General features: G+C 69.5%; 16 protein-coding genes. 6 read left to right on the top strand and 10 right to left on the bottom strand.

Annotation, left to right across the window (positions count from 1 at the left end; translation table 11 throughout):
• Positions 1–66: 66 nt before the first annotated feature.
• On the bottom strand, positions 67–1470 hold the full coding sequence (locus ABE85_RS14515; protein ID WP_067275854.1) for a S9 family peptidase: 1404 nt from the start codon (positions 1468–1470) through the stop codon (positions 67–69).
• A 341-nt stretch (positions 1471–1811) separates the two neighbouring features.
• Here ABE85_RS14515 and ABE85_RS14510 point away from each other — a divergent pair, with 341 nt between their 5' ends.
• Positions 1812–3356 (top strand): methyl-accepting chemotaxis protein, encoded by a 1545-nt coding sequence (locus ABE85_RS14510; RefSeq protein WP_082938623.1) that lies wholly within the window; start codon positions 1812–1814, stop codon positions 3354–3356.
• A 72-nt stretch (positions 3357–3428) separates the two neighbouring features.
• Here ABE85_RS14510 and ABE85_RS14505 read toward each other — a convergent pair whose 3' ends face one another.
• Positions 3429–4418 (bottom strand): alpha/beta fold hydrolase, encoded by a 990-nt coding sequence (locus ABE85_RS14505; protein WP_067275842.1) that lies wholly within the window; start codon positions 4416–4418, stop codon positions 3429–3431.
• A gap of 176 nt (positions 4419–4594) precedes the next feature.
• Here ABE85_RS14505 and ABE85_RS14500 point away from each other — a divergent pair, with 176 nt between their 5' ends.
• Complete coding sequence (locus ABE85_RS14500; RefSeq protein WP_067275839.1) at positions 4595–5197, top strand: ABATE domain-containing protein; 603 nt, start codon at positions 4595–4597, stop codon at positions 5195–5197.
• Positions 5198–5359: 162 nt separating this feature from the next.
• On the opposite strand, the gene ABE85_RS14495 is transcribed toward ABE85_RS14500, so the two are convergent.
• Positions 5360–5710: a hypothetical protein gene (locus tag ABE85_RS14495; RefSeq protein ID WP_067275836.1), complete on the bottom strand. Its 351-nt coding sequence runs from the start codon at positions 5708–5710 to the stop codon at positions 5360–5362.
• A gap of 119 nt (positions 5711–5829) precedes the next feature.
• Positions 5830–6075 carry a helix-turn-helix transcriptional regulator gene (locus ABE85_RS14490; RefSeq protein ID WP_067275831.1) on the bottom strand — a complete coding sequence of 82 codons (246 nt, stop codon included), beginning with the start codon at positions 6073–6075 and terminating at the stop codon, positions 5830–5832.
• Between the two features lie 77 nt (positions 6076–6152).
• Here ABE85_RS14490 and ABE85_RS14485 point away from each other — a divergent pair, with 77 nt between their 5' ends.
• Entirely contained in the window at positions 6153–6719 is a 567-nt protein-coding gene (locus tag ABE85_RS14485; RefSeq protein WP_082938622.1) for an STM3941 family protein, read from the top strand.
• A gap of 46 nt (positions 6720–6765) precedes the next feature.
• Here the strand turns inward: ABE85_RS14485 and ABE85_RS14480 are convergent, their stop codons facing one another.
• The 4 genes from ABE85_RS14480 to ABE85_RS14465 all read right to left on the bottom strand — a co-directional run bounded on the left by ABE85_RS14480 (position 6766) and on the right by ABE85_RS14465 (position 14621).
• Positions 6766–8229 (bottom strand): M81 family metallopeptidase, encoded by a 1464-nt coding sequence (locus tag ABE85_RS14480; RefSeq protein ID WP_067275828.1) that lies wholly within the window; start codon positions 8227–8229, stop codon positions 6766–6768.
• 42 nt (positions 8230–8271) lie between these two features.
• Positions 8272–10338: a serine hydrolase gene (locus ABE85_RS14475; RefSeq protein WP_082938621.1), complete on the bottom strand. Its 2067-nt coding sequence runs from the start codon at positions 10336–10338 to the stop codon at positions 8272–8274.
• Between the two features lie 70 nt (positions 10339–10408).
• On the bottom strand, positions 10409–12367 hold the full coding sequence (locus ABE85_RS14470) for a serine hydrolase (RefSeq protein WP_067275824.1): 1959 nt from the start codon (positions 12365–12367) through the stop codon (positions 10409–10411).
• A 10-nt stretch (positions 12368–12377) separates the two neighbouring features.
• The gene (locus tag ABE85_RS14465) at positions 12378–14621 is read right to left on the bottom strand and encodes a TonB-dependent receptor (RefSeq protein ID WP_197507011.1); all 2244 of its coding nucleotides are present in this window, start codon (positions 14619–14621) and stop codon (positions 12378–12380) included.
• A gap of 241 nt (positions 14622–14862) precedes the next feature.
• On the opposite strand from ABE85_RS14465, the gene ABE85_RS14460 reads away from it, so the two are divergent.
• The gene (locus ABE85_RS14460) at positions 14863–15594 is read left to right on the top strand and encodes a helix-turn-helix domain-containing protein (RefSeq protein WP_067275817.1); all 732 of its coding nucleotides are present in this window, start codon (positions 14863–14865) and stop codon (positions 15592–15594) included.
• Between the two features lie 7 nt (positions 15595–15601).
• Here ABE85_RS14460 and ABE85_RS14455 read toward each other — a convergent pair whose 3' ends face one another.
• On the bottom strand, positions 15602–16990 hold the full coding sequence (locus tag ABE85_RS14455; protein WP_067282746.1) for a peptide MFS transporter: 1389 nt from the start codon (positions 16988–16990) through the stop codon (positions 15602–15604).
• A gap of 125 nt (positions 16991–17115) precedes the next feature.
• Here ABE85_RS14455 and ABE85_RS14450 point away from each other — a divergent pair, with 125 nt between their 5' ends.
• Positions 17116–18267, top strand: coding sequence for an FAD-binding oxidoreductase (locus ABE85_RS14450; protein WP_067275814.1), 1152 nt, complete (start codon positions 17116–17118; stop codon positions 18265–18267).
• 42 nt (positions 18268–18309) lie between these two features.
• Positions 18310–19299, top strand: a complete 990-nt coding sequence (locus ABE85_RS14445) for a dipeptide epimerase (RefSeq protein WP_067275808.1) — start codon at positions 18310–18312, stop codon at positions 19297–19299.
• 28 nt (positions 19300–19327) lie between these two features.
• On the opposite strand, the gene ABE85_RS14440 is transcribed toward ABE85_RS14445, so the two are convergent.
• The gene (locus tag ABE85_RS14440; protein ID WP_067275805.1) at positions 19328–19822 is read right to left on the bottom strand and encodes a DUF1579 domain-containing protein; all 495 of its coding nucleotides are present in this window, start codon (positions 19820–19822) and stop codon (positions 19328–19330) included.
• Between the last annotated feature and the right edge of the window lie 25 nt (positions 19823–19847).

Here is a 19847-nt window from a genome sequence, read left to right as displayed (position 1 = left end):
GGCTCGTTTTCCTTCTGGTGGTTCAGGGTCGGGATGGCGGCACTCTACTACTGCCGCGCGCCCCGGTCACTTCACCGGCAGGGGGCGGGTGATGACCGCCTTCCCGTACCGGTCGCCAGCGTCGCCGACATCGGCGATCCGGCCGTTCCGCATGAAGTCCCGCATCAGGGCGAAGTAGCCTTCGGCGTAACGCGTCGAGACGCGTCTGCCGTCCGCCGTGAGTTCGAATTCGGTCATGCCGTGATCCGCTCCGGGGTAGACGGCCAGCGTGTAGCGCTTGCCCGCCGCGATCAGGGACCGGATGTCCGCCTCGGAGCCGGCGCTCGGCGCGACGCGGTCGTCGGCGCCGAGGATCCACAGCTGCGGCGTGCGGGAGGCCCGCAGCGTCGGCATCGGGTCGTAGCGGAAGGACACGTCGAACTTGTAGGTCGTGTTCAGTCCCTCGAGGATCTGCGCCTTGTCGAGCGGCAGCACCAGATGCAGGAAGTTGCCGCGCACGTCCTTGAACCAGGCTCGCGACCGGTATTGCTCACGGAGCGCGTCGAACGCCTCGTAGCCCTCCCGGCCGCGCGTCTCGATGACCTTCTGGCCGGCGCGCGTCAGCGCCAGCGCATCCTCGGTGTCCCGCGCGGAATGTCCGTTGGCCCGCATCTCCAGCGCGACGCTCTGCAGGTCCTGCTCGAGCATGGACACCGTCAGGCCGAAGCTCACGAGGGCGAAGTCCACCGGCGCCCGCGCCGCCGCCAGTGGCGCGACCCACCCGCCCTGGCTGCCGCCCTGGTAGCCGACGCGGCCGGCGCGAGGTCCGGCCAGACGACGGGCTTCCTTCATGGCCAGCACCGCGTCGTCGGCCAGCACGCCGATGTCCTGCGTGTAGGCGCCGCCGGAGGCGCCGGTGCCCCGCTTGTCGTAGACGAACGCGCCTATGCCCTCCGCGGGGAACACGCGTTGAAGGACGTTGCCCTCGCGTGCGGAATCCGATTCGGAGCCGTGGAGCAGCACCACGACCGGCACGGGGCCCTGGCCCCGGGGCATGACCAGACGCCCGGCCAAGGTGACGCCGCCGGCATCGAAGGTGGTCTCGCTCACGTCGAAGGCGATGCGCTGGCCGCGCTGTCCTCCAAAGCTGATCTCGCCCTTGTCGCAGTCGGCCGACGACAGCGTGTCCTTCGCCGGCCTGCCGGTCCAGCCGACGGTGCTGGTCCACGTGCCGTCGGGCCGAGGCCGCAGCCGGCCCGTCTCGCCGCCGAGGGCGGTCCAGCGCAGGGTGTTGCCGCCTGCGGGCGCGATGTCCAGCGTCTGGCCGCTCTCCAGGCGATAGGCGCCGACCAGGCAGCTCGTGGTGAGCGGCACGGCCGCGGGTGCTCGATCGGCCTGAGCGGCCTGAGCGACCTGAGCGGTCTGGGCCGTCGCCGGCGCGGGCGCCGCGGCCAGCAGCGCGCACAGCGGCAGCACGACAAGTGAATTCATTCTTCCCCCTCGAAGATCGTTCATCGGAGCCCGGAGTCTCGATGTCCGCCCCCGTCGAGGCGACCGCCGCGTGACGCGCTGCCGACGAGCCGTGATGAACTGCCCTGCGGGCCGACGAGCGTCATGCGCAGCGCGGGCTGTCACCGATCCGTCATGCCGGGTTCGGTCGCTCCGCGCGTAACGGAACGGCTTTCGTCAAGCTGTTCACGGCGCCGCTCGCCTCGCGACCGCGCCTGATCTGTTCGCCGGTGAAACAAGCGCATAGGCTCGCGCCCAACCCGGCGGGGGGCTGCCCCAGCACCCGCCGGCCGCTTCAACTCCCTGTCCTGGATGAGGTCCTCATGACTCTGAACAACATGCGTGTCGGTACCCGGCTTGGCGCCGGGTTTGCTCTCATCCTGCTGCTGCTGGCGCTGATGCTGGTGGTCAGCGTGCTGCGCCTGAACAGCGCGTCGGTCGCGGTCCAGGCCATGATGGCGTCGCCGCTGGCCAAGGAGCGTCTGCTGGAAGAGCAGCTGCGCAACGTCGTGGCCGGCGTGACGCGCGGCAAGGCGATCGCGAAGAACGCGGACGGCGGGCTGGAGGCGCTCTTCCGGGACGAGGCCAAGGCTTCGACCGCGCGCGGCAACGAGATCGTCAAGGCCCTCGCGGACCTGCCGACCGCCGACAGCGAGAAGCCGCTGCTGGAGAAGTTCAACGCGGCCCGCAAGGCCTACCTCGACGCGCGGGACCGCATGATGGCGGCCAAGCGCGCCGACAAGGCCGACGAGGCCAACCGCATCTACGACAGCGAGTTCAGCGTCGTCTCCCCGGCCTATGTGGCCGCCCTGACCGCCGTGCTGGACTACCAGCGCAAGGTCATCGACGAGATGAACCAGACCATCGCCGCCGACACCGCGCGCGCCCAGTTCCAGCTGGAAGTGCTGGGCGTGATCGCGATCGCGCTCGGCGTGGTGCTGGCGATCACCTTGACGCGTTCGATCACGCGTCCGATGGCGCAGGCCATCGAGCTCGTCGACGCGGTCGCGGAGGGCGATCTGTCCAAGCGCCTGAAGGTCGAGGGCCGTGACGAGATCGCCTACCTGGTCGGCTCGCTCGGCAAGATGAGCAGCGGACTGACCGACCTCGTGCGACAGGTGCGCCAGGCCTCGGAAGGCATCCAGACCGCCAGCGACGAGATGGCCGTGGGCAACATGGACCTGAGCGCGCGCACCGAGCAGCAGGCCAGCTCGCTGGAGGAGACGGCGTCGTCGATGGAGCAGTTGAGCGCCGCGGTGCGGCACAACGCCGACAGCGCGCACCAGGCCAACCAGCTGGCGCAGAACGCGTCGGACGTGGCGGTGCAGGGCGGCGAGGTCGTCGGCCGCGTGGTCGAGACCATGAAGGGCATCAACGACTCGTCGCGCCAGATCGGCGACATCATCGGCGTCATCGACGGCATCGCCTTCCAGACCAACATCCTGGCGCTGAACGCCGCCGTGGAAGCGGCGCGTGCGGGCGAGCAGGGCCGCGGCTTCGCGGTCGTGGCGTCGGAAGTGCGATCGCTGGCGGGCCGTTCGGCCGAGGCGGCCAAGGAGATCAAGCGCCTGATCACCGCCAGCGTCGAGCGGGTGGAGCAGGGCACGAAGATGGTGGACCGGGCCGGCGAGACGATGACCGAGGTGGTGGGCAGCATCCGTCGCGTCAACGACATCATCGGCGAGATCAGCTCGGCGAGCAGCGAGCAGTCCAGCGGCGTCGCGCAGGTCGGCGAGGCCGTCACCCACATCGACCAGGCGACGCAGCAGAACGCCGCGCTGGTCGAGCAGATGGCCGCCGCCGCGAGCGGCCTGAAGTCGCAGGCCGAGCAGCTGGTCAAGGTCGTGGCGACCTTCAAGCTGGCCTGATCCGACCGGGTGCGACCCGGGGCGACCCGGCGCGACTCGGTTTGAGGCGGCCGCATGCGCCGCCCCGGCCGCTCACTTCGAGCGGGGCACCTTGCGGTCCAGGAACTCGCGGATCACGGGACCGATCTCCTGCACGTGCGTCTCCAGCGCGAAGTGGCCGGTGTCGAAGAACCGGACCTCCGCGTCGGGCACGTCGCGCTTCCAGGCCTCGGCGCCCGCCGGCAGGAAGAAGGGGTCGTTCCTGCCCCACACGGCCAGCACCGGCGGACGGTGCTTGCGGAAATACGCCTGGTACTGCGGATACTGGCGGACGTTGCTGGCGTAGTCGCCGAACAGGTCCAGCTGGATCTCCACGTTGCCCGGACGCGCGATCAGCGCCGAGTCCATCGTGTAGGTGTCGGGAGACACCCGGCTCTCGTCCGGCACGCCGTGCGTGTACTGCCACTTGATCAGCTTCGGCGAGACGAACTCGCGCAGCGCGTCGCGGTTCTTCGCGGTGGGATCGGCCCAGTACTTCTGGATCGGGCTCCAGGCCTCGGCGAGGCCTTCCTCATACGCGTTGCCGTTCTGCGTGACGATGGCCGTGATCCGTTCGGGGTGCGCCACGGCCAGGCGCCATCCGACCGGCGCGCCGTAGTCGAAGACCTGCATCGCATAGCGGTCCAGGCGCAGCACCTCGGTGAAGCGGCCCATGGTCCTGGCCAGGTTGTCGAAGGTGTAGGCGTAGCGGCCGCGCTCCGGCGCTTCCGTGAGGCCGAAGCCGGGCAGGTCCGGCGCGATCACGTGATAGCGGTCCGCCAGCATCGGGATCAGGTTGCGGTACATGAACGACGAGGTCGGGAAGCCGTGCAGCAGCAGCACCGTCGGGGACGACGGGTCCCCGGCCTCGCGATAGAACACCCTGACGTCGTCGACCTGCGCGTAGCGGTAGGACACCGCCGGCGTCGACGTGTCGACGCGCGCATCGGTGCGCGCATCGGTGCGTGTGTCGGCGGCTTGCGCGCCGCTCGCGGCGATGGCGGCGGCGGTTCCCGTGGCGGCAATGAGAGAGCTGAGCTTCATGGCGATGACTCCTTGATTCCTGGATGGCGGTGAAAGGCAAGCGGAGATCCGCGGTTGTCGTAGTAACCGATATCTCACGTTTTAAAGGTTACGCACTTCGTGGGTAACCTGTCAAATTAAATTTGATGGTTACAATGCGCGGACGCTGAACGCAGCGATGCTTTGGAAGGAACACCATGGGCCAGGACGTCCCGGGAGAGCCCGCGCTGCTGGTGGGCGACCACCTTGCGCTGGACTTCATCAACACCGAGTACGGCGAGGCGGACCTGCACCGCGAGGTCCTGCAGAGCGATCAGGCCGTGCTCGATTGGCTCAGGACGGTCGGCCTCTTCGACGCCGATGCCGACGGCGACGCGGACGCGGACCTCGCGGCGCCTCGGGGATTGCTCACGCTCGCCCGCAAGCTCCGGACGAACGCGCGGGCGCTGGTGGAGGCCGCCCGGCGCGGCGAAGAGGCCGACCCGGCCGTGGTGAACCAGGTGCTGGGACAAGGCAGCCGCGGCACGGAACTGCGATGGAATGCCGAGCTCGGCGCGTTCGAGGCGACGCGGCGCGCGGGCAGGGGGGATGCGGCGGAACTGCTCGCGCCGATCGCCGAAGCGCTGGTCGAGCTGCTCTCGGCCGTCGATCTCGGGCTGGTGCGGCAGTGCGAAGGCGAGCACTGCACGCTGCTGTTCCGCGACCTGACCAAGTCCCATCGGCGCCGCTGGTGCAGCATGGCGTCCTGCGGCAACCGGATGAAGGTCGCGGCGTTCCGGGCGCGTCGCAGCGGCGCCTGATCAGTGCTGACGAACAACAGTAGTGATGGAGGCGACGACCGAAGTCGCCGTCCACGAATCCGAATCCGAATCCGATGCCTTTCGACGCGAGCAGGCGTGCAGCCTGCGTTCCGTCAAGGGCGGCTCAATGCCTCGCCGAAACGGTCGCGCAAGCGTGCGGGATCAGAAGTCCAGTGTCGCTTCCCGCGACAGCGGCTCACCCGGCTTCGGCCAGTCGCGGCTGTTGAAGAGCAGGTAGGCGCCGATGAGGGTGCCGATGGGGAATCCGAGCAGCATCAGGATGGCGATGACCCTGGACGCCGTGCGGCCGCCCGAGGTGCCCTTGCGGGCGGCCCGCGCGGTGAAGCCGTGCATCGCGCAGATGAGGCCGAACACCAGCAGCACCGGCAGCGCCGCCAGCACGCTGTCCTTGCCCGATCCGAACGCGATGGCGCCCGAAATCGCGAGCCCCAGCAGACCGTACAGGGCAGCGAGCAAACGGTGCACGCGGTACACCTTGATATTGGGTGGCATCTTCTTCTCTCCCTCGAGCTGTAAAAATTAAGCGCGAGAGTGTGACATCGCCGCGCCAGGTTTTCGCTCGTGGTTAGCCCGGTCAATCGATGGACTTGCCCACCGTGGGCCAGGCGCGTTCAGACGGGCAGCGCCGGCCTGATCCCGTACAACGCCAGCATCCCGAACACGTGCCCGATCGCGACGCCGGGCTCGCCGGACTCGATCCGCGCGATGGTCTGGACATGCACGCCCAGGCGAGCGCCCGCCGCGCCCTGACTCTCGCCGGCCGCCGTGCGCGCGGCCTTGGCCGCGGCGCCCAGGGCCTTGATCGCCTGCAGGGCGTCCTCGTCGATGTCCACCGAGATGCGTTTGCCTTGTGCCATGGGGTGGCATTCTCGCCCGGCGGCGGGCCGCAATGCGGCGACACTGCCGCCCAGGCAAGCACGACGGAGGAACGCCAGTGAGTCGAGATCAGGAGACCCGCGACCAGAAGATCATCCCGCTCAGCAGGACCAAGCTCCTGCTCGTCATGGCGGGCTCGATGGTGTTCGTCGTCGGCGGCTGGTGGATGTTCCGCGCGCAGCCGGGATCGGCGCTGGAGGGCGGTCCGCTCGGCCACCTGACGCTGGTCCATGCGATGGGCCTCATCGGCATCGCGTTCTTCGGCCTCGTCGCGGCCTTCGCCTTCAGGAAGCTCTTCGACCGGTCGCCCGGCCTGGTGCTGCGCGAGGACGGCATCGTCGACAACTCCAGCGGCGTCGCGGCGGGCCTGATCCCGTGGCGGGACATCCTCGGCTTCGACGTGCTGGTGATCCAGAACTCGCGGATGCTGGTGATCCGCGTGACGTCGCCCGAGCAGTACATCGAGCGCGGCAACCCGCTCAAGCGGGCGCTGAACCGGATGAACTTCAAGCTGTGCGGGAGCCCGCTCGCGATCTCCTCGACCACGCTGAAGATCAACTTCGACGAGCTGGTGCGGCTGTGCTCGGCCTATCACGCCCGTTACGGCACCGTGCAAGGCCGGTGAACGCAGCGATCCACGCGGTCCAGGCGACCGTCGACCGGAAGATGCGTCAACCGAACCCGTGCGGATCCGCCACCCTCGGCCAGTAGTCCGGCGACCTCAGCCGATACGGCGTGCTCGCGAAATCGCAGTTCATCGCCCCGGGCGTGGTGACGTAGAGCACCGCCTTGGCGATGGGCGCGAACTCCGCGTGGAAGTGCTGCGTCGACTTCACCACGATCAGCGTCTTGTTCTCCAGCGTCAGGCCCAGGCCGGTGAACGCGTCCGTGCCGTAGGTCTGCGTGCGGATCGAGCAGAGCACGATGTGCACGCCGTTCGCCGCCTCGACGCGCACGCTGGGGCCGAGCCGCTCGCGCGTGCCGAGCGCGGTCTGCGTGTGGTCCTCGACCACCGCGCGGACCACCACCCGCAGATCCAGCGGGTCGCCCGAGGCCGGTCCGCACTTGCCGCCTATGCGCAGGTCGAGCTCGGCGCCCACGCCTGCGTCGCGGCAGATGTGCACCGCACCGAGGTCCCACAACGCGCCGACAATCACGTTGCCGATGCCGCGCTGGACGATGCGGCGCAGGATGAAGGTGCTGTCGCAGGGCGCGCCGCCGCCGGGGTTGTCGGCGATGTCGGCCAGCACGACGGGGCCTTCGTCCATCGCCAGGGCGCGGTCGAGCGCGCCGTCGACATCGATCAGTTCCGGGCCTATCTCGTCTCGCAGCTCCCAGAACTCGCGACCCAGCTGCTCCGCGAGTGAGCGGGCGAGTGCCGGGTCGTTGTCGGTCACGACCCAGAGTTTCGCGCCCGCTTCCGGCACGTCGCCCCACGGGAAGCCGTGACCGAGCGAGACCGACAGCACACCGGGCTGCTGCTCCACCGCCTGCATGCGCGCGACGAAGGACTGCATCGGCTCGCGCGTCGTGTGCCAGAGCCCGACCATCTTGCAGTCGAAGGTCGCCGTCACCGGCCGCACGCGTCCCGCCGCCGTGTCGACGAGGATCCGGTAGAGCTCGCGCCCGCGCGGCTCCGCGTCGATGTGCGGGTACTCCTTGAACGCCACGATCGCGGTCGCCGATCGCTGCATCAGCGCCGTGAGGTGGCAATGCAGATCGAGCTCCAGCCCGATCGGCACGTCCGGACCGACCACCTTGCGGATGTGCGCCGCGAGGTCGCCCTCGCAATCGTCGTAACCCTCGGCGGCCATCGCGCCGTGCAGCAGCAGTTGCACCGCGTCGACGGGCATCGCCGCGCGCAGGTCGGCGACGATCTCGTCGCGCAGCGCCTCGTAGACATGCCGCACCGTGCGGCCTGAGGGCTGCGCGATCGCGTTCAGGCTCTCGGCCACCTCATGGCCGTCCGCCTCGATCAGCTCGCGCAGGAAGCGCAGGAAGGCGCCCGTGCCTTCGGGATCCCGGCGACTCGCGTCGCCGTGGAAGATCCCGTATTCCTCGAAGCCGCCGAGCCCCGTCGGCGCCGGCGCGAAAGTGTTGGTCTCGGTGGCGAGGTGCGCGATGAAGAACTTCATGGATCGTCCGGTGCTCGTCGTTGTGAGGGCGCTCAGGCGCGCTCAATAGTTGAGGTTGAGGCTCATCAGCTGCCCGACGACGCCGATCCAGACGATGCCCGCCAGGGCGAGCGCGACCAGCACGCCCCACACGCGCGAGAGGCGCGTCGCCTCGACGCGGAACAGCCGCCACGCGACCCAAACGCCGACGATCGCCGCCGCGAGCGCGAACACGCCGCTCAGCTGCATCAGGCCGAAGAGCCAGTCGTTGCCGCCGTTGTAGAGCGCCAGGTCGGTGCTGAGCACCGGCATGATGAGGATGATCCAGGCGGTGAGGTAGACGACGTCGACGACGACCGCGATGCGCTGCCAGCGGCGCAGCCGATGCAGCGCGGGTGACGCGCCGCTTGTGCCGCGATCCGCGCGGCGCAGCAGCGCGCCCAGCGGCCATGCGACCAGCGCGCTCACCAGCACGAGCAGGGACAGCCCCAGGATGCTCAGCGTCAACGGCGCCGAGCGCAGGAAGGGCGCCTCCTGCAGCACGGAGACGGGGTTCTCGCTGTCGATGACGGTCTTCACCCCGTCGACGTTGGCCAGCGCGAGCTCCTGCAGGCCGCCCTGCTTGCGCCACAGCTGCGGCGCGACCTCGCGGAAGGTAACCATCTCGCCGGTCGGTCCGGAGGGCGCGAGGATGGTGCCGTCCGGATTGGCGGTGATCACCGTCTGGTTCATCAGGTACAGCGCGCTGAGGAAACCGTGCTCGACGCGGCGCGAGGTCTGGTAGCGGCCCGCGATCAGTGGTGCGTCCTTGGTTGCCGAGGCCAGCGCTGGCGCATCGACGACCGGCTTGCCGGGGAAGTAGCGGTCGAGGAAGCCCTCCATCAAGGCCTTGCGCGCCAGGTAGACCGCCGAGTCCTTCCCGCGGCTGTTGAAGGACAGGAAGATCCCGACGCCTTCATCCGGCAGCAGGCTCAGGTCGGAATGGAACACGATGGTGTCGCCGCCGTGGCCGAGCAGCGTGCGGCCGTTGCGGAACTCGCGGAAGAAGCCGTGCGCCATCACGTTGAAGCCGGGCCGCGTCTGCGCGGACGGGCTGTGCATGAGCGCGGTGGTGGCGGGGCTCAGCATCTCGTAGCCGTTGAACTTCCCCTGCTGCAGATGCGCGAGCATGAAGCGCGCCATGTCGGACGCCGTCGCGCTGCCGCTGCCGGCAGGCGCGGTGACGACCAGCTCGAACGGGGAGGGCGCCGGGTCGCTCGCCTGACGGTAGCCCTTGGCGATGAAGGGCTCGAACTTCGCCGGCAGCGGCTGCGCGGTCGTCGAGTGCAGCATGCCCAGCGGCTGGAAGATGTGGCGGTCGACGTAGGCATCGAAGGGCTCGCCGGACACGCGCTGCACGATGTAGCCGGCCAGCGCGACGCCGTAGTTGGAGTAACCCGGCGCCTGACCCGGCGCGAACAGCATCGGCCGCGGATGCTGCTTCAGGTAGTCCTCGTTGGACGGTGCGAGCTTCGGGTCGTAGGCGAGCAGGTCCTTCAGGCCCTCCTCGAAGCCGGCCGTGTGGTTCATCAGATGCCGCAGCGTGATCGGCTTGCCGAAGGTCTGCGGGATCTTGAAGTCGAGGTAGTCGTTGACGTCGCGATCGAGATCCAGCTTGCCCGCCTGGACCTGCTGCATCACCGCCGTCCACGTGAACAGCTTGGACGTCGAGCCGGGCCGCACCATCGAGGTCTCGGCGCTCATCGGCACCTTGGCCTTGACGTCGGCGTAGCCGTAGCCCTTCTGGAACAGGACCTGGCCGTCCTTCACCACGGACACCACCGCGCCGGCGATGTCGCCGGCCTCGAGCGAGTAGGCGACGCGGCCGTCCAGCCAGGCTTCGAGGTCGGCGGCGGTCAGGGCCTTGGCCGCAGGTGCGGTCGATGTCGACGACGTCGACGAGGCCCCCGAGGCGGAGGACGCCGGCACCGCGGGCGGTTCCGGCGTCGCGGCGACTTTCGGCGCCAGCGGCTTCTGCGGCGGGATCGCCGCGGGCTGCTGGGTGGGCTGGGCGACGGCCAGCGTCGCCGCGGACACCGTCAGCGCCAGGGCGACCATTCCGGCGAGACCGGCCTTCTTCATCGACGTCATCGGGATTCCTTCAAACAAACACGGGCGCGCCTTGTGGGCGCGCCCTGGTCCTCGTCCGGGGACCGCGGGTTCAGAAGTTCTGGTTGAAGCTCATCAGGTGGTGCGCGCCGCCGATCACGATGAGGACCGCGAAGGCCAGCACCCAGACCACGGCCAGCGCCTTCGCCGCCTTGCCGACGGCCGCGCCGCCCTTGAAGGCGAGCCGCGCCTGCCACAGCGACACGAGCAGTCCGCCGATGAACGCGACCAGGGTCAGGACTTGCGCGAGGGGCAGGACGACGCTCAGGTCGCCGTCGCCTTCCAGCCGCGTGAACACCAGCGTCCACAGCGCGACTGAGAGCAGCACGAGGACGCTCGCCACCCGCACCGCCAGCAACGGCCGGCCCGGCGCGGCGACGCCGTGCTTGCGGCGCAGCACCGCGGCCACCGGCCACAGCAGCGCGGTGAGCAGCATCGTCACCAGCGAGAGCCCGGCCAGCAGCAGCGCCAGGCCGCCCGACAACGCCGGCACCGGCTCGAAGACGAAGGCGAAGACGTAGGGCTCCAGGCCCCAACGCACCACGCGGCCGTTCTCGACGATGGCCTGCAGGCGGCGCTTGCCGTGCACCTCTTCCCACAGATAGGGCTTGACCTCGCGGAACACGCTGCGCGTGCCGGCCAGTTCCAGCGCCACGCGGCCGTCGTCCAGCGCCTCCACCTTCAGCGGGCTGAGCAGCGGCAGCAGCGAGAAGAAGGTCGAGTCCTCGCGCCGCGTGCTCTGGTACGAGCCGGCCAGTTGCCGGGCGTGCTGCTTGGCGGTCGCGTCATCGACCTGCCGGGGCGTCGCGGCGCGCGCATCCGGCAGGTAGCGGTCGGCGAAGGATTCCAGCACCGTGTCCCGCAGCCACTTGCCCTGGCCGTCCTTGCCCGGCGAGTTGACCGAGATGTAGAGGCCGATGCCGTCATCGACGAACAGCAGGAGGTCGGTGTGGAAGAGGATGGTGTCGCCGCCGTGACCGACGACGCGATGACCGTTGATGTCGTGCTGGTAGAAGCCCAGCCCGATGCCGAGCAGGTCCGGCATCGGCTTCGTCAGCTGGCCGTGCATCTGCTTCACGGTCTCGGGCTTGAGAATGCGCGACTCACCGAGCTGCCCCTGCTGCAGGAAGGCCTGCATGAAGCGCCCCATGTCCGCGCCGGTCGCCGACAGGCTGCCGGCGGGCGCCAGGCTGACGATCTCGAAGCCCTTGCCGGGCTCGCCCTGCTTCTCGTAGCCCTGCGACATCAGCGGCGCCAGCGCCGGGGGCAGCGGCTGCCGGAAGCTCGCGTGCCGCATGCCCAGCGGCGTGAAGATCTTCTGCTCGACGTAGTCGTCGAAGGGCAGGCCGCTGACGCGCTGCACGATGTAGCCGGCCAGCGCCGTCGCGTAGTTCGAGTAGCCCGGCCGCGCGCCCGGCTCGTAGAGCGCGGGCGGGATGTAGTCCTTGAGCACCTTGGCCAGGTCGGGCGACTTGCCGGTGTAGGTGATCAGGTCGCGCGCGGTTTCCTCGAACCCGGTCGTGTGCGTGAGCACATGGCGCAGCGTCATCGGCTTGCCGTTGAACTGCGGGATCTTGAAGTCGAGGTACTGGTTGAGGTCGGCGTCGAGGTTGAGCTTGCCCTGCTCGACCAGCTGCATCACCGCCGTCCATGTGAACAGCTTGGACACGGAGCCGGGACGGAACAGCGTGCGCTCCGCATCGACGGGCACGCGCCGGTCCCAGTCGGCGTAGCCGTAGCCCTTCTGGATCAGCGGCTGGCCGTCCTTCACGATGACGACGACGGCGCCGGGCACCTGCGCCATCTTCAGCGCGGCGGGCATCAGGCCGTCCAGCCAGGCCTGCGTGTCGGCCAGCGTCATCGGCCGGGCAGTCTCCTTCGCGGTCGCCGTGAGCGGTGCGATCGGCGGGGACTGGGGACTGGTCGTCGGCGACTGGGCCGATGCCGTCGGCATCGCCGCGCCGAAGGCGGCCAGCATCAGCGCGGCTAGGCGCAAGGTCAGTGGCTTCATGAGTCGTCGTTCAGAAGTTGTAGTTGACCGAGGCGCCGATCGTGCGCGGCTGGGCCGGCGTCGCGCGCAGCGGGCCGCCGAAGGCGGTGAGCGCGGTGTCGGCGCCGAGGATCGCGCGCTTGTCGGTCAGGTTGCGGACGAAGGCCGACAGCTGCCAGGCGCCGAAGTCCATGCCCCATTGCGCGTCGACCAGCGTGTAGGCCGGCATCACGAAGTTGGGGATGGAGGTGGTGTCGCTGTCGAAGCCCGCGTTGCGCTTGCCGACGCGACGCACCTGCAGGCTGGCGTAGGACGGCCTGCCGGCCAGCGCGAAGGCGTAGCGCGCGCCCAGCGACACGGACAGCCTGGCCGAGTTCGGCAGCTTCGCGCCGGAGGGGCCGAGGGCCGGCGCGTCTTCCTTCAGCTTGCCGTCGGTCCAGGCCAGGTTGCCCTCCAGGCGCCAGTCGTCGTTGATCGCATAACGCGACGCCAGTTCCAGCCCCTTGACTTCGGCCTTGCCGGCGTTGCCCATCACCGTCGTCGCGCCGAAGGCGAGCGGCTGCTGCAGCTTGCTCCAGCGGATGTCGAAGAGCGCGACCTCCAGCGACAGGCGCCGTTCCAGCAGGTCGGCCTTGTAGCCGGCCTCGTAGCTCCAGAGCGTGTCGGCCTCGAACGAGGTCGGCGCGCCGGGGATGATCTGGCCGTTCTCGTCGATGGCCTGCGGGTTGGGACCGCCCGGGCGGTAGCCGCTGGCGGCGCGCACGTAGACGCTGCTCTGCTTGTCGAGCGAATAACGCGCCGTCGCGAGGTAGGTGTTCGACCGGTCCTTGGACGTGGCCGGCGTGGAGAAGTCCGGGACGTCGTTGGTGAGCGTCTCGTACGCCTGCTTGTTGCGCGCCACGCGGGCCCCCAGCGTGAAGGACAGCGCCGAGCTCGGATTCCAGGTCACGTCGCCGTAGACGGCGTTCTCCTCGTAGCTCGCGGGCTGGCCTACGCGCACCAGCTCCATGTCCGCGTCGGCGCCGGTGGGCCGGCCCCACAGGCGCTGGTTGTAGTTGTTGCGTTCCTTGTTGTGGTACAGGCCGATCAGCCATTCGACGGTGCCCCGCGCCGACGTCAGGCGAAGCTCCTGCGTTTCCTTGCGCAGCTTGGTGCGGTTGTCCAGCTGCACGAAGTCGAAGGCGCCGCCGCCCAGGATCTCGGTGGCGTCCAGCAGCGTGTCGCCGTTGAAGCGCTGGCTGGACACGATGGCGTTCAGGCGCGCCCAGCCGAAGTCGTAGTCGACGTCCGCCGAGAGCAGCCGCGTGCGGATGCTGTAGGGCTCGGAGATCGACAGGTCATGGGTCAGGTCGCCGTGCAGCGGCTTGCCCGTCGCGACGTCGTACTGGACCACGCCGGTGCCGTCGCGCTCGATCTTCTGGTCGACCGCGGAGAGGCGGACCTTCATCTTCGACATCGGCTCCAGCAGCAGCGAGACCCGTCCGCCGCGCGTGTCGCCGTCGTTGACGTGCTTGCCCGACGCCAGGCCGGAAGCCTTGATGTAGCCGCCGTCATGGTCGTTGAAGGCGGCCACGCGCAGGGCGGCGACGCCGGCGCTCAGCGGCACGTTCACCACCGCGTTCTCCGTGTGTCCGAGCGCGCCGCCCTTGATGCCGCGCACGCCGAAGCCGACCTTGCCGGAGAACTCCAGGGTGTCGGGTTCGTTGGTGACGTACTTGAGCAGGCCGCCCATCGCGCCCGCGCCGTAGAGCGTGCCCTGCGGGCCGCGCAGCAGCTCGATGTGGTGCAGGTCCAGCAGCGACATGTCGAGCGCGGCCACCGCCGCGCCGCCGAAGGCGGTGCTGGAGCCGTAGGCCACCTCGTCGACATAGGTGCCGACCGTCGCCGTGCCCGCGCTGCCCACGTTGACGCCGCGGATGCTGACCTGGCCGCGGCCGGGACCGCCGTCGCTGCTGACGTCCACGCCGGGCAGGTTGCCCACGTAGTCCACCAGCGAGCCGGCGCCGGAGCGCTCCAGGCCTTCGGTGCTGATCGTCTCGACGCGCAGCGGCACGTCGCGCAGCGGTTCGCGGCGACGCGTCGCGGTGACGGTCACGACCTCCAGCTTCTCCGCCTTGACCGCGGCGCGGTCGCCATCCTTCTCGACGACGCCGGCGGACGACGCTGCCGCAGCCGGTGCCGGCGCGGCCGCCTGACTCCACGCCGGCATGGCATGCAGCGCGGCGAGGCAGGGCAGCAGCAGCGGCGCGAAGGCGAATCGAGGCGTGGTGCGCATGGACCGCGAGGATCGCGAGGGTCTTGCAGTGGGCGCTGGTCGGCGGGAACGGGGGGAGGCGTTCATTCGGTGGACTCCTGGCGAGGCGGGCGAAGTTGAGCCACAAGTTTCCAATTTGGAAAAAGCTTTCACATTGGTGGAAACCTTAGCTGCTATTACTCAAAGCTTCAAATCAGGGTGTTCGCGGTGGTCCGCGGAGGCGGCCTTGCTAAGATCGCCGCACTGTTTGCTCCTCCCGACCATGGCCATCGACTCGAACCTTCCTGGTGACCACATCCGCAGCGTGCGTCGACGGCTGGGCCTCACGCTCAGCGACGTGAGCGGACGGACCGGCCTGGCGGTGTCGACGCTTTCCAAACTGGAAAAGGGCAACATGTCCCTGTCCTACGACAAGCTGATGCTGCTCAGCAAGGGCCTGGGCGTGGACATGGCGGAGCTGTTGGTCGACGCGCCGGGCGCGCGCGCCGCGCCGGGCGGCGGCGGCCGTCGCATCGTGGAGCGCGCGGGGGAAGGGCAGCAGGTCGTGACGGAGAGCTACCAGCAGCTCTACCTCGCGACGGAACTGCTCAACAAGCGCGTCACGCCGCTGATCGCGGAGGTCAACGCGCGCACGCTGGACGAGTTCAAGGCGGAGTTCGGCGACCTCATCCGCCATCCGGGCGAGGAGTTCGCGTACGTGCTCGAAGGCGAGATCGCCTTCCACTGCGAGCTGTATGCGCCGGTGGTGCTGAAGACCGGCGATTCGATCTACTTCGACAGCGAGATGGGGCACGCCTACCTGAAGGCGTCCGACGAACGCTGCCGCGTGCTCGCGACCTGCGCGCCGCGCAGCAGCGGCACGCCGGACGGGTTCAGCCAGCATTTCATCGATGTCTCCAAGCGTCTGCAGGAGCCGGCGCCGGCGCCCGCACCGACGACCTCCGGCAAGGGCGCCAAGGCCTCGGCCGCGAAGTCGCGCGGTTCGAAGCGCTGAGCCTTTCTTACTCCCTCTCCCGCTTGCGGGAGAGGGCAGGGGTGAGGGCCAGCGGCGCTTCCAACCTCCTCAACATGGGTCCCAGCGCAAGCAGCGCCAGTGAGGCTGCGGCGGCGAGCGCCGCGAGCAGCACGAAGAATCCTGCAGGCCCGAGCCACTCCCACGCACGCCCCACGACCCCCGACAGCAGATTCCCCGCGAAGGCCGCGAGGAACCACGCGGCGATCACCGTCGCGCCCATGCCCGACGGCGCGAGTCGTGCGAACAGGCCGAGGCCGACGGGCAGGATGTAGAGCTCGCCGATCGTGTAGACCATGAAGAACACCAGCAGCCAGAGGCCGCTCACCGGCTTGCCATCGGACATCGCGGCCGTCGCCGCCAGGAGCAGGTAGGCCGCGGCGACGCCGGCAGCGCCGATCGCCATCTTCCGGACCGGCGCGGGTTCCCGTCCCTTCACGGCGGCGCGCCGCCATGCGCGGATCAGCAGCGGCGTGAACAGGAAGACGAACAGCGGATTGAGCGACTGCACCCAGGTCACCGGGATCGCGATGCCGAAGGCGTGCAGGTCGACGCTGGTGTCCGCCCAGAGCGCCAGCGTGTTGCCGCTGTGCGCGTACGAGCTGCGGAACACCATCACCGACAAGGCCACCAGCAGCAGCGGCACGACGATCGCTGCGGCGCCGGGCTTGCGCTTCACGCTCCCGTCCGAAGATCCCGCAGCTCCGGCTGCATCGGGGCTCGCGGCGTTGGCGCCGCGCGCCGACGTGTCTCGTGGCCGGTCCTGCGGCAGGTGCTTCCCTCCAAGCAGATAGATCACCAGTCCCACGCACATGCCCACGCCCGCGGCGCCGAATCCCCAGTGCCAGCCGTACACCTCGCCCAGCGTGCCGCACGCCAGCGGCGCGAGCAGCCCACCGAGATTCACGCCGACGTAGTACACGTTGTAGGCGCCGCCGCGGCGCGGATCGTCCTCGGTGTAGAGGTCGCCGACCTGGCTTGGCAGGTTGGGCAGGAACAGGCCGTTGCCCAGGGCGATCAGCACGAGGCTCGGATAGAACATCGCTTCCCAGCTGAGCGCGAAGTGCCCGACCGCCATCAGGCTGCCGCCCATCACGATCGCGAAGCGCCGCCCCAGCCAGCGGTCGGCGAGGTAGCCCCCGGCGATCGGCGTCAGGAAGACGCCGCCGGTGTACAGCCCGTAGATCAGCGAGGCGTCGGCCTGCGAGAAATGCAGCTGCTTGGTCATGTAATAGACCAGCAGCGCGCTCATCCCGTAGAAGGAGAAGCGCTCCCACATCTCGGTCAGGAAGAGCACGGTGAGTCCGCGCGGCTGGCCGAACCAGGTGGCGCGGGAACTCGTCGTTACGGCGTCGGGGACAGTGCTGAGGGGGGTCATGGTGGCGCTCATCGTCGCGGGGCCTCCGGGGAAATCCCTGCGGGTCTTCCCGTGACAAACAAGGTTGTGCATCGAGTTGTCCGGATGGTAGAGTTATTTTCCAATTTGGAAAGTAGCTAAAAACCATGAGTGAGACGACCGCCCGCAGCGTGGATTGCCTGGTGATCGGGGCCGGCATCGCCGGAGCGTCGATCGCGGCGAACCTCGCACCGCACATGACGGTGGCCGTGCTCGAAGCGGAAGCGCACGCCGGGTATCACACGACCGGCCGCTCCGCTGCGCTCTACTCGGCGCTCTACGGCAACGCGCCGGTCCGGGCGCTGACGCGGGCCAGCCGGCCGTTCTTCGATCGACCGACGGCGGGTTTCGCCGAGGTCCCGCTGCTGCGGGCGCGCGACACGCTCTACCTGATCGGTACCGGGCAGCAATCGATCGCCGACCAGTTCGCCGCGGACGAGGACGTGCGCACGCACACGCGCCGCCTGGATGCGGACGAGGCGATGCGGCGCATCGCCATCCTCCAGCGCGACCGGATCGAGGGCGCCTTGCTCGACGACACCTCGGCCGACATCGACGTCGACGCGCTGCATCAGGGCTTCCTGCGCCAGGCGCGGGGCGGCGGCGTGCGCTTGCATCTGGGATCGCCGCTGCGCGAGCTGGTGCGCGAGAAGAGGGGCTGGCTCGCCCGCACCGACAGCTTCAGCGTGCGCGCGCCGCTGGTGATCAACGCCGCGGGCGCGTGGGCGGATGCGGTGGCCCAGTTGGCCGGCGTCGCGCCCTTGTCGCTGCAGCCGCTGCGGCGGACGGCGGCGCTGATCGACGTGCCGGCGGGCGTCGCCGCCGCCGAGGCCGCCGACTGGCCGGCGGTCATCGCCATCGACGAGAGCCACTACTTCAAGCCCGACGCCGGCCTGCTGCTGATCTCCCCGGCGGACGAAACGCCCAGCCCGCCCTGCGACGCGCAGCCCGAGGAACTGGACGTGGCGATCGCGGTGGACCGTTTCGAGACGCTCAGCGGTCAGCGCGTTCCGCGCGTGCGCCATCGCTGGGCCGGTCTGCGCGTCTTCAGTCCCGACCGCACGCCGGTGGTGGGCTTCGACCCCACGGCGCCGGGCTTCTTCTGGTGCGCCGGGCAGGGCGGCTACGGCATCCAGACGGCGCCCGCGCTGAGCCGCGCCGCAGCGGCGCTTGCGCTCGGCCAGGACCTGCCCGACGACATCGCCGCCGCCGGCGTCCACGCCCGAGAACTTTCCCCTCAGCGTTTCCGCAACGCCTGACCCCCCCCCACGTCCAGTTCCTCACGCCCGGTCCCCGATGTCATGACCCGTCTCCAACTGTCCAGCCATGTCGAGCAGCTCGTGCTGCGCGAGCCCTTCGTCATCTCCGGCTACCGCTTCACCGAGATGCCCGCGATGCGCGTCACCCTGCGGGAGGGGTCGTACGAGGGCCGCGGCGAAGCGGCCGGCGTCTACTACCTCGACGATCGTCCGGCGGACATGCCGGCGCAACTGGAGGCGGTGCGCGAGGCCATCGAAGGCGGCATCGGCCGCCAGGCGCTGCGCCACCTGCTGCCGCCTGGCGGTGCGCGCAACGCGGTGGACTGCGCGTTGTGGGAGCTCGAAGCCCGGCGCACCGGCCGGTCCGTCTGGCAGATGGCGGGGCTCACCGAGCCGAGGCCGCTGACCACGACGATCACGCTGGGGGCCGACGAGCCCGGCGCGATGGCGACGAGGGCGCTGGCGCTGCGCGACATGCGGGCGCTCAAGCTCAAGCTCACCGGTGACACGGATGCCGACATCGCCCGGGTGCGCGCCGTGCGCGGCGCACGGCCGGACGTGTGGCTCAGCGTGGACGCGAACCAGGGCTTCACACCGACGACGATCGAGGCGCTGTTGCCGGTGCTGGTCGCGTGCGACGTCAGCCTGGTCGAGCAACCCTTCGCGCGCGGACGCGAGGCCGACATGGCGCTCGTCGATTTCCCGATGCCGACGGCGGCGGACGAGAGCTGCCTGACGCTCGACGAACTCGAATCGCTGCCCGGGCGCTTCGACGTGCTCAACATCAAGCTCGACAAATGCGGCGGGCTGACCGAAGGGCTGCTGATGGCACACCGCGCGCGGGTGCTGAAGCTCGGCGTGATGGTCGGCAACATGGGCGGCACCAGCCTGGCCATGGCGCCGGCGATGCTGGTCGGCAAGCTGTGCGACATCGTCGACCTCGACGGGCCGACGATCCTGGTCCAGGACGTTGAGCCCGGCGTGAAATACGGCGACGGGAAGGTGGACTGCCCGGTGGCGGTGTGGGGGTAGACCGCCTGGAGGACGATGCGGCGCGTCCCTAGTCCGCCTCGCCTACCCGCGTGAACCGCATCACCCAGTTCGTCTCCCAGGTGGTGCCGCCGTCGGCGGAGAACGCCTGTTCCCATCGGGGTTCGTCGAGGTTGCGCTTGTCCCAGGTGAAGCGGACCTTGATGTCCCGACCGTCCAGCACGTCGTCGGCGTAGAACAACCCGATCGGCCCGTCGAAGCGGCCCTTGACCGGCACGTCCAGCGCATGCGGCGCGCGGCCGTCGAGCCACCAGATCGCCCACTGTCCGCTCCCTGAATCGAAGGATCGCAGCGCCACCGCGCGGTAGCGCCCTTCGGGCAGGTCCAGCTCGTTGTCCTCAAGGTTGCCGAGACCGCCGAGGATGGGCCGCGTCGTGCAGCGACCCTCGAAGGTGGTCCAGTCCTCGCAGCCGCTCAGGCGGCGGTCGAGCCGGCGGTGATGGACGGCGAAGCTGCCGAATTCGAAGTCGAAATCATCGGCGCCTGAAGAGGAGGGCGTGTGCATGGGAGGCCTCGGGTAGGGTGGTCGA

The organism is Mitsuaria sp. 7 (assembly GCF_001653795.1).
In the GTDB taxonomy this organism is placed as follows: Bacteria; Pseudomonadota; Gammaproteobacteria; order Burkholderiales; family Burkholderiaceae_C; genus Roseateles.
Note: the sequence above shows the minus strand (reverse complement) of the source record. Positions and strands in the feature narration are given on the sequence as shown.

Coding starts and splice junctions, on each gene's coding strand:
- ABE85_RS14475 (WP_082938621.1), bottom strand. CDS start 10,338: ATGACGTCGATGAAGAAGGCCGGTCTCGCCGGAATGGTCGCCCTGGCG.
- ABE85_RS14460 (WP_067275817.1), top strand. CDS start 14,863: ATGGCCATCGACTCGAACCTTCCTGGTGACCACATCCGCAGCGTGCGT.
- ABE85_RS14510 (WP_082938623.1), top strand. CDS start 1,812: ATGACTCTGAACAACATGCGTGTCGGTACCCGGCTTGGCGCCGGGTTT.
- ABE85_RS14470 (WP_067275824.1), bottom strand. CDS start 12,367: ATGAAGCCACTGACCTTGCGCCTAGCCGCGCTGATGCTGGCCGCCTTC.
- ABE85_RS14440 (WP_067275805.1), bottom strand. CDS start 19,822: ATGCACACGCCCTCCTCTTCAGGCGCCGATGATTTCGACTTCGAATTC.
- ABE85_RS14490 (WP_067275831.1), bottom strand. CDS start 6,075: ATGGCACAAGGCAAACGCATCTCGGTGGACATCGACGAGGACGCCCTG.
- ABE85_RS14515 (WP_067275854.1), bottom strand. CDS start 1,470: ATGAATTCACTTGTCGTGCTGCCGCTGTGCGCGCTGCTGGCCGCGGCG.
- ABE85_RS14445 (WP_067275808.1), top strand. CDS start 18,310: ATGACCCGTCTCCAACTGTCCAGCCATGTCGAGCAGCTCGTGCTGCGC.
- ABE85_RS14495 (WP_067275836.1), bottom strand. CDS start 5,710: ATGCCACCCAATATCAAGGTGTACCGCGTGCACCGTTTGCTCGCTGCC.
- ABE85_RS14465 (WP_197507011.1), bottom strand. CDS start 14,621: ATGCGCACCACGCCTCGATTCGCCTTCGCGCCGCTGCTGCTGCCCTGC.
- ABE85_RS14505 (WP_067275842.1), bottom strand. CDS start 4,418: ATGAAGCTCAGCTCTCTCATTGCCGCCACGGGAACCGCCGCCGCCATC.
- ABE85_RS14480 (WP_067275828.1), bottom strand. CDS start 8,229: ATGAAGTTCTTCATCGCGCACCTCGCCACCGAGACCAACACTTTCGCG.
- ABE85_RS14500 (WP_067275839.1), top strand. CDS start 4,595: ATGGGCCAGGACGTCCCGGGAGAGCCCGCGCTGCTGGTGGGCGACCAC.
- ABE85_RS14450 (WP_067275814.1), top strand. CDS start 17,116: ATGAGTGAGACGACCGCCCGCAGCGTGGATTGCCTGGTGATCGGGGCC.
- ABE85_RS14455 (WP_067282746.1), bottom strand. CDS start 16,990: ATGACCCCCCTCAGCACTGTCCCCGACGCCGTAACGACGAGTTCCCGC.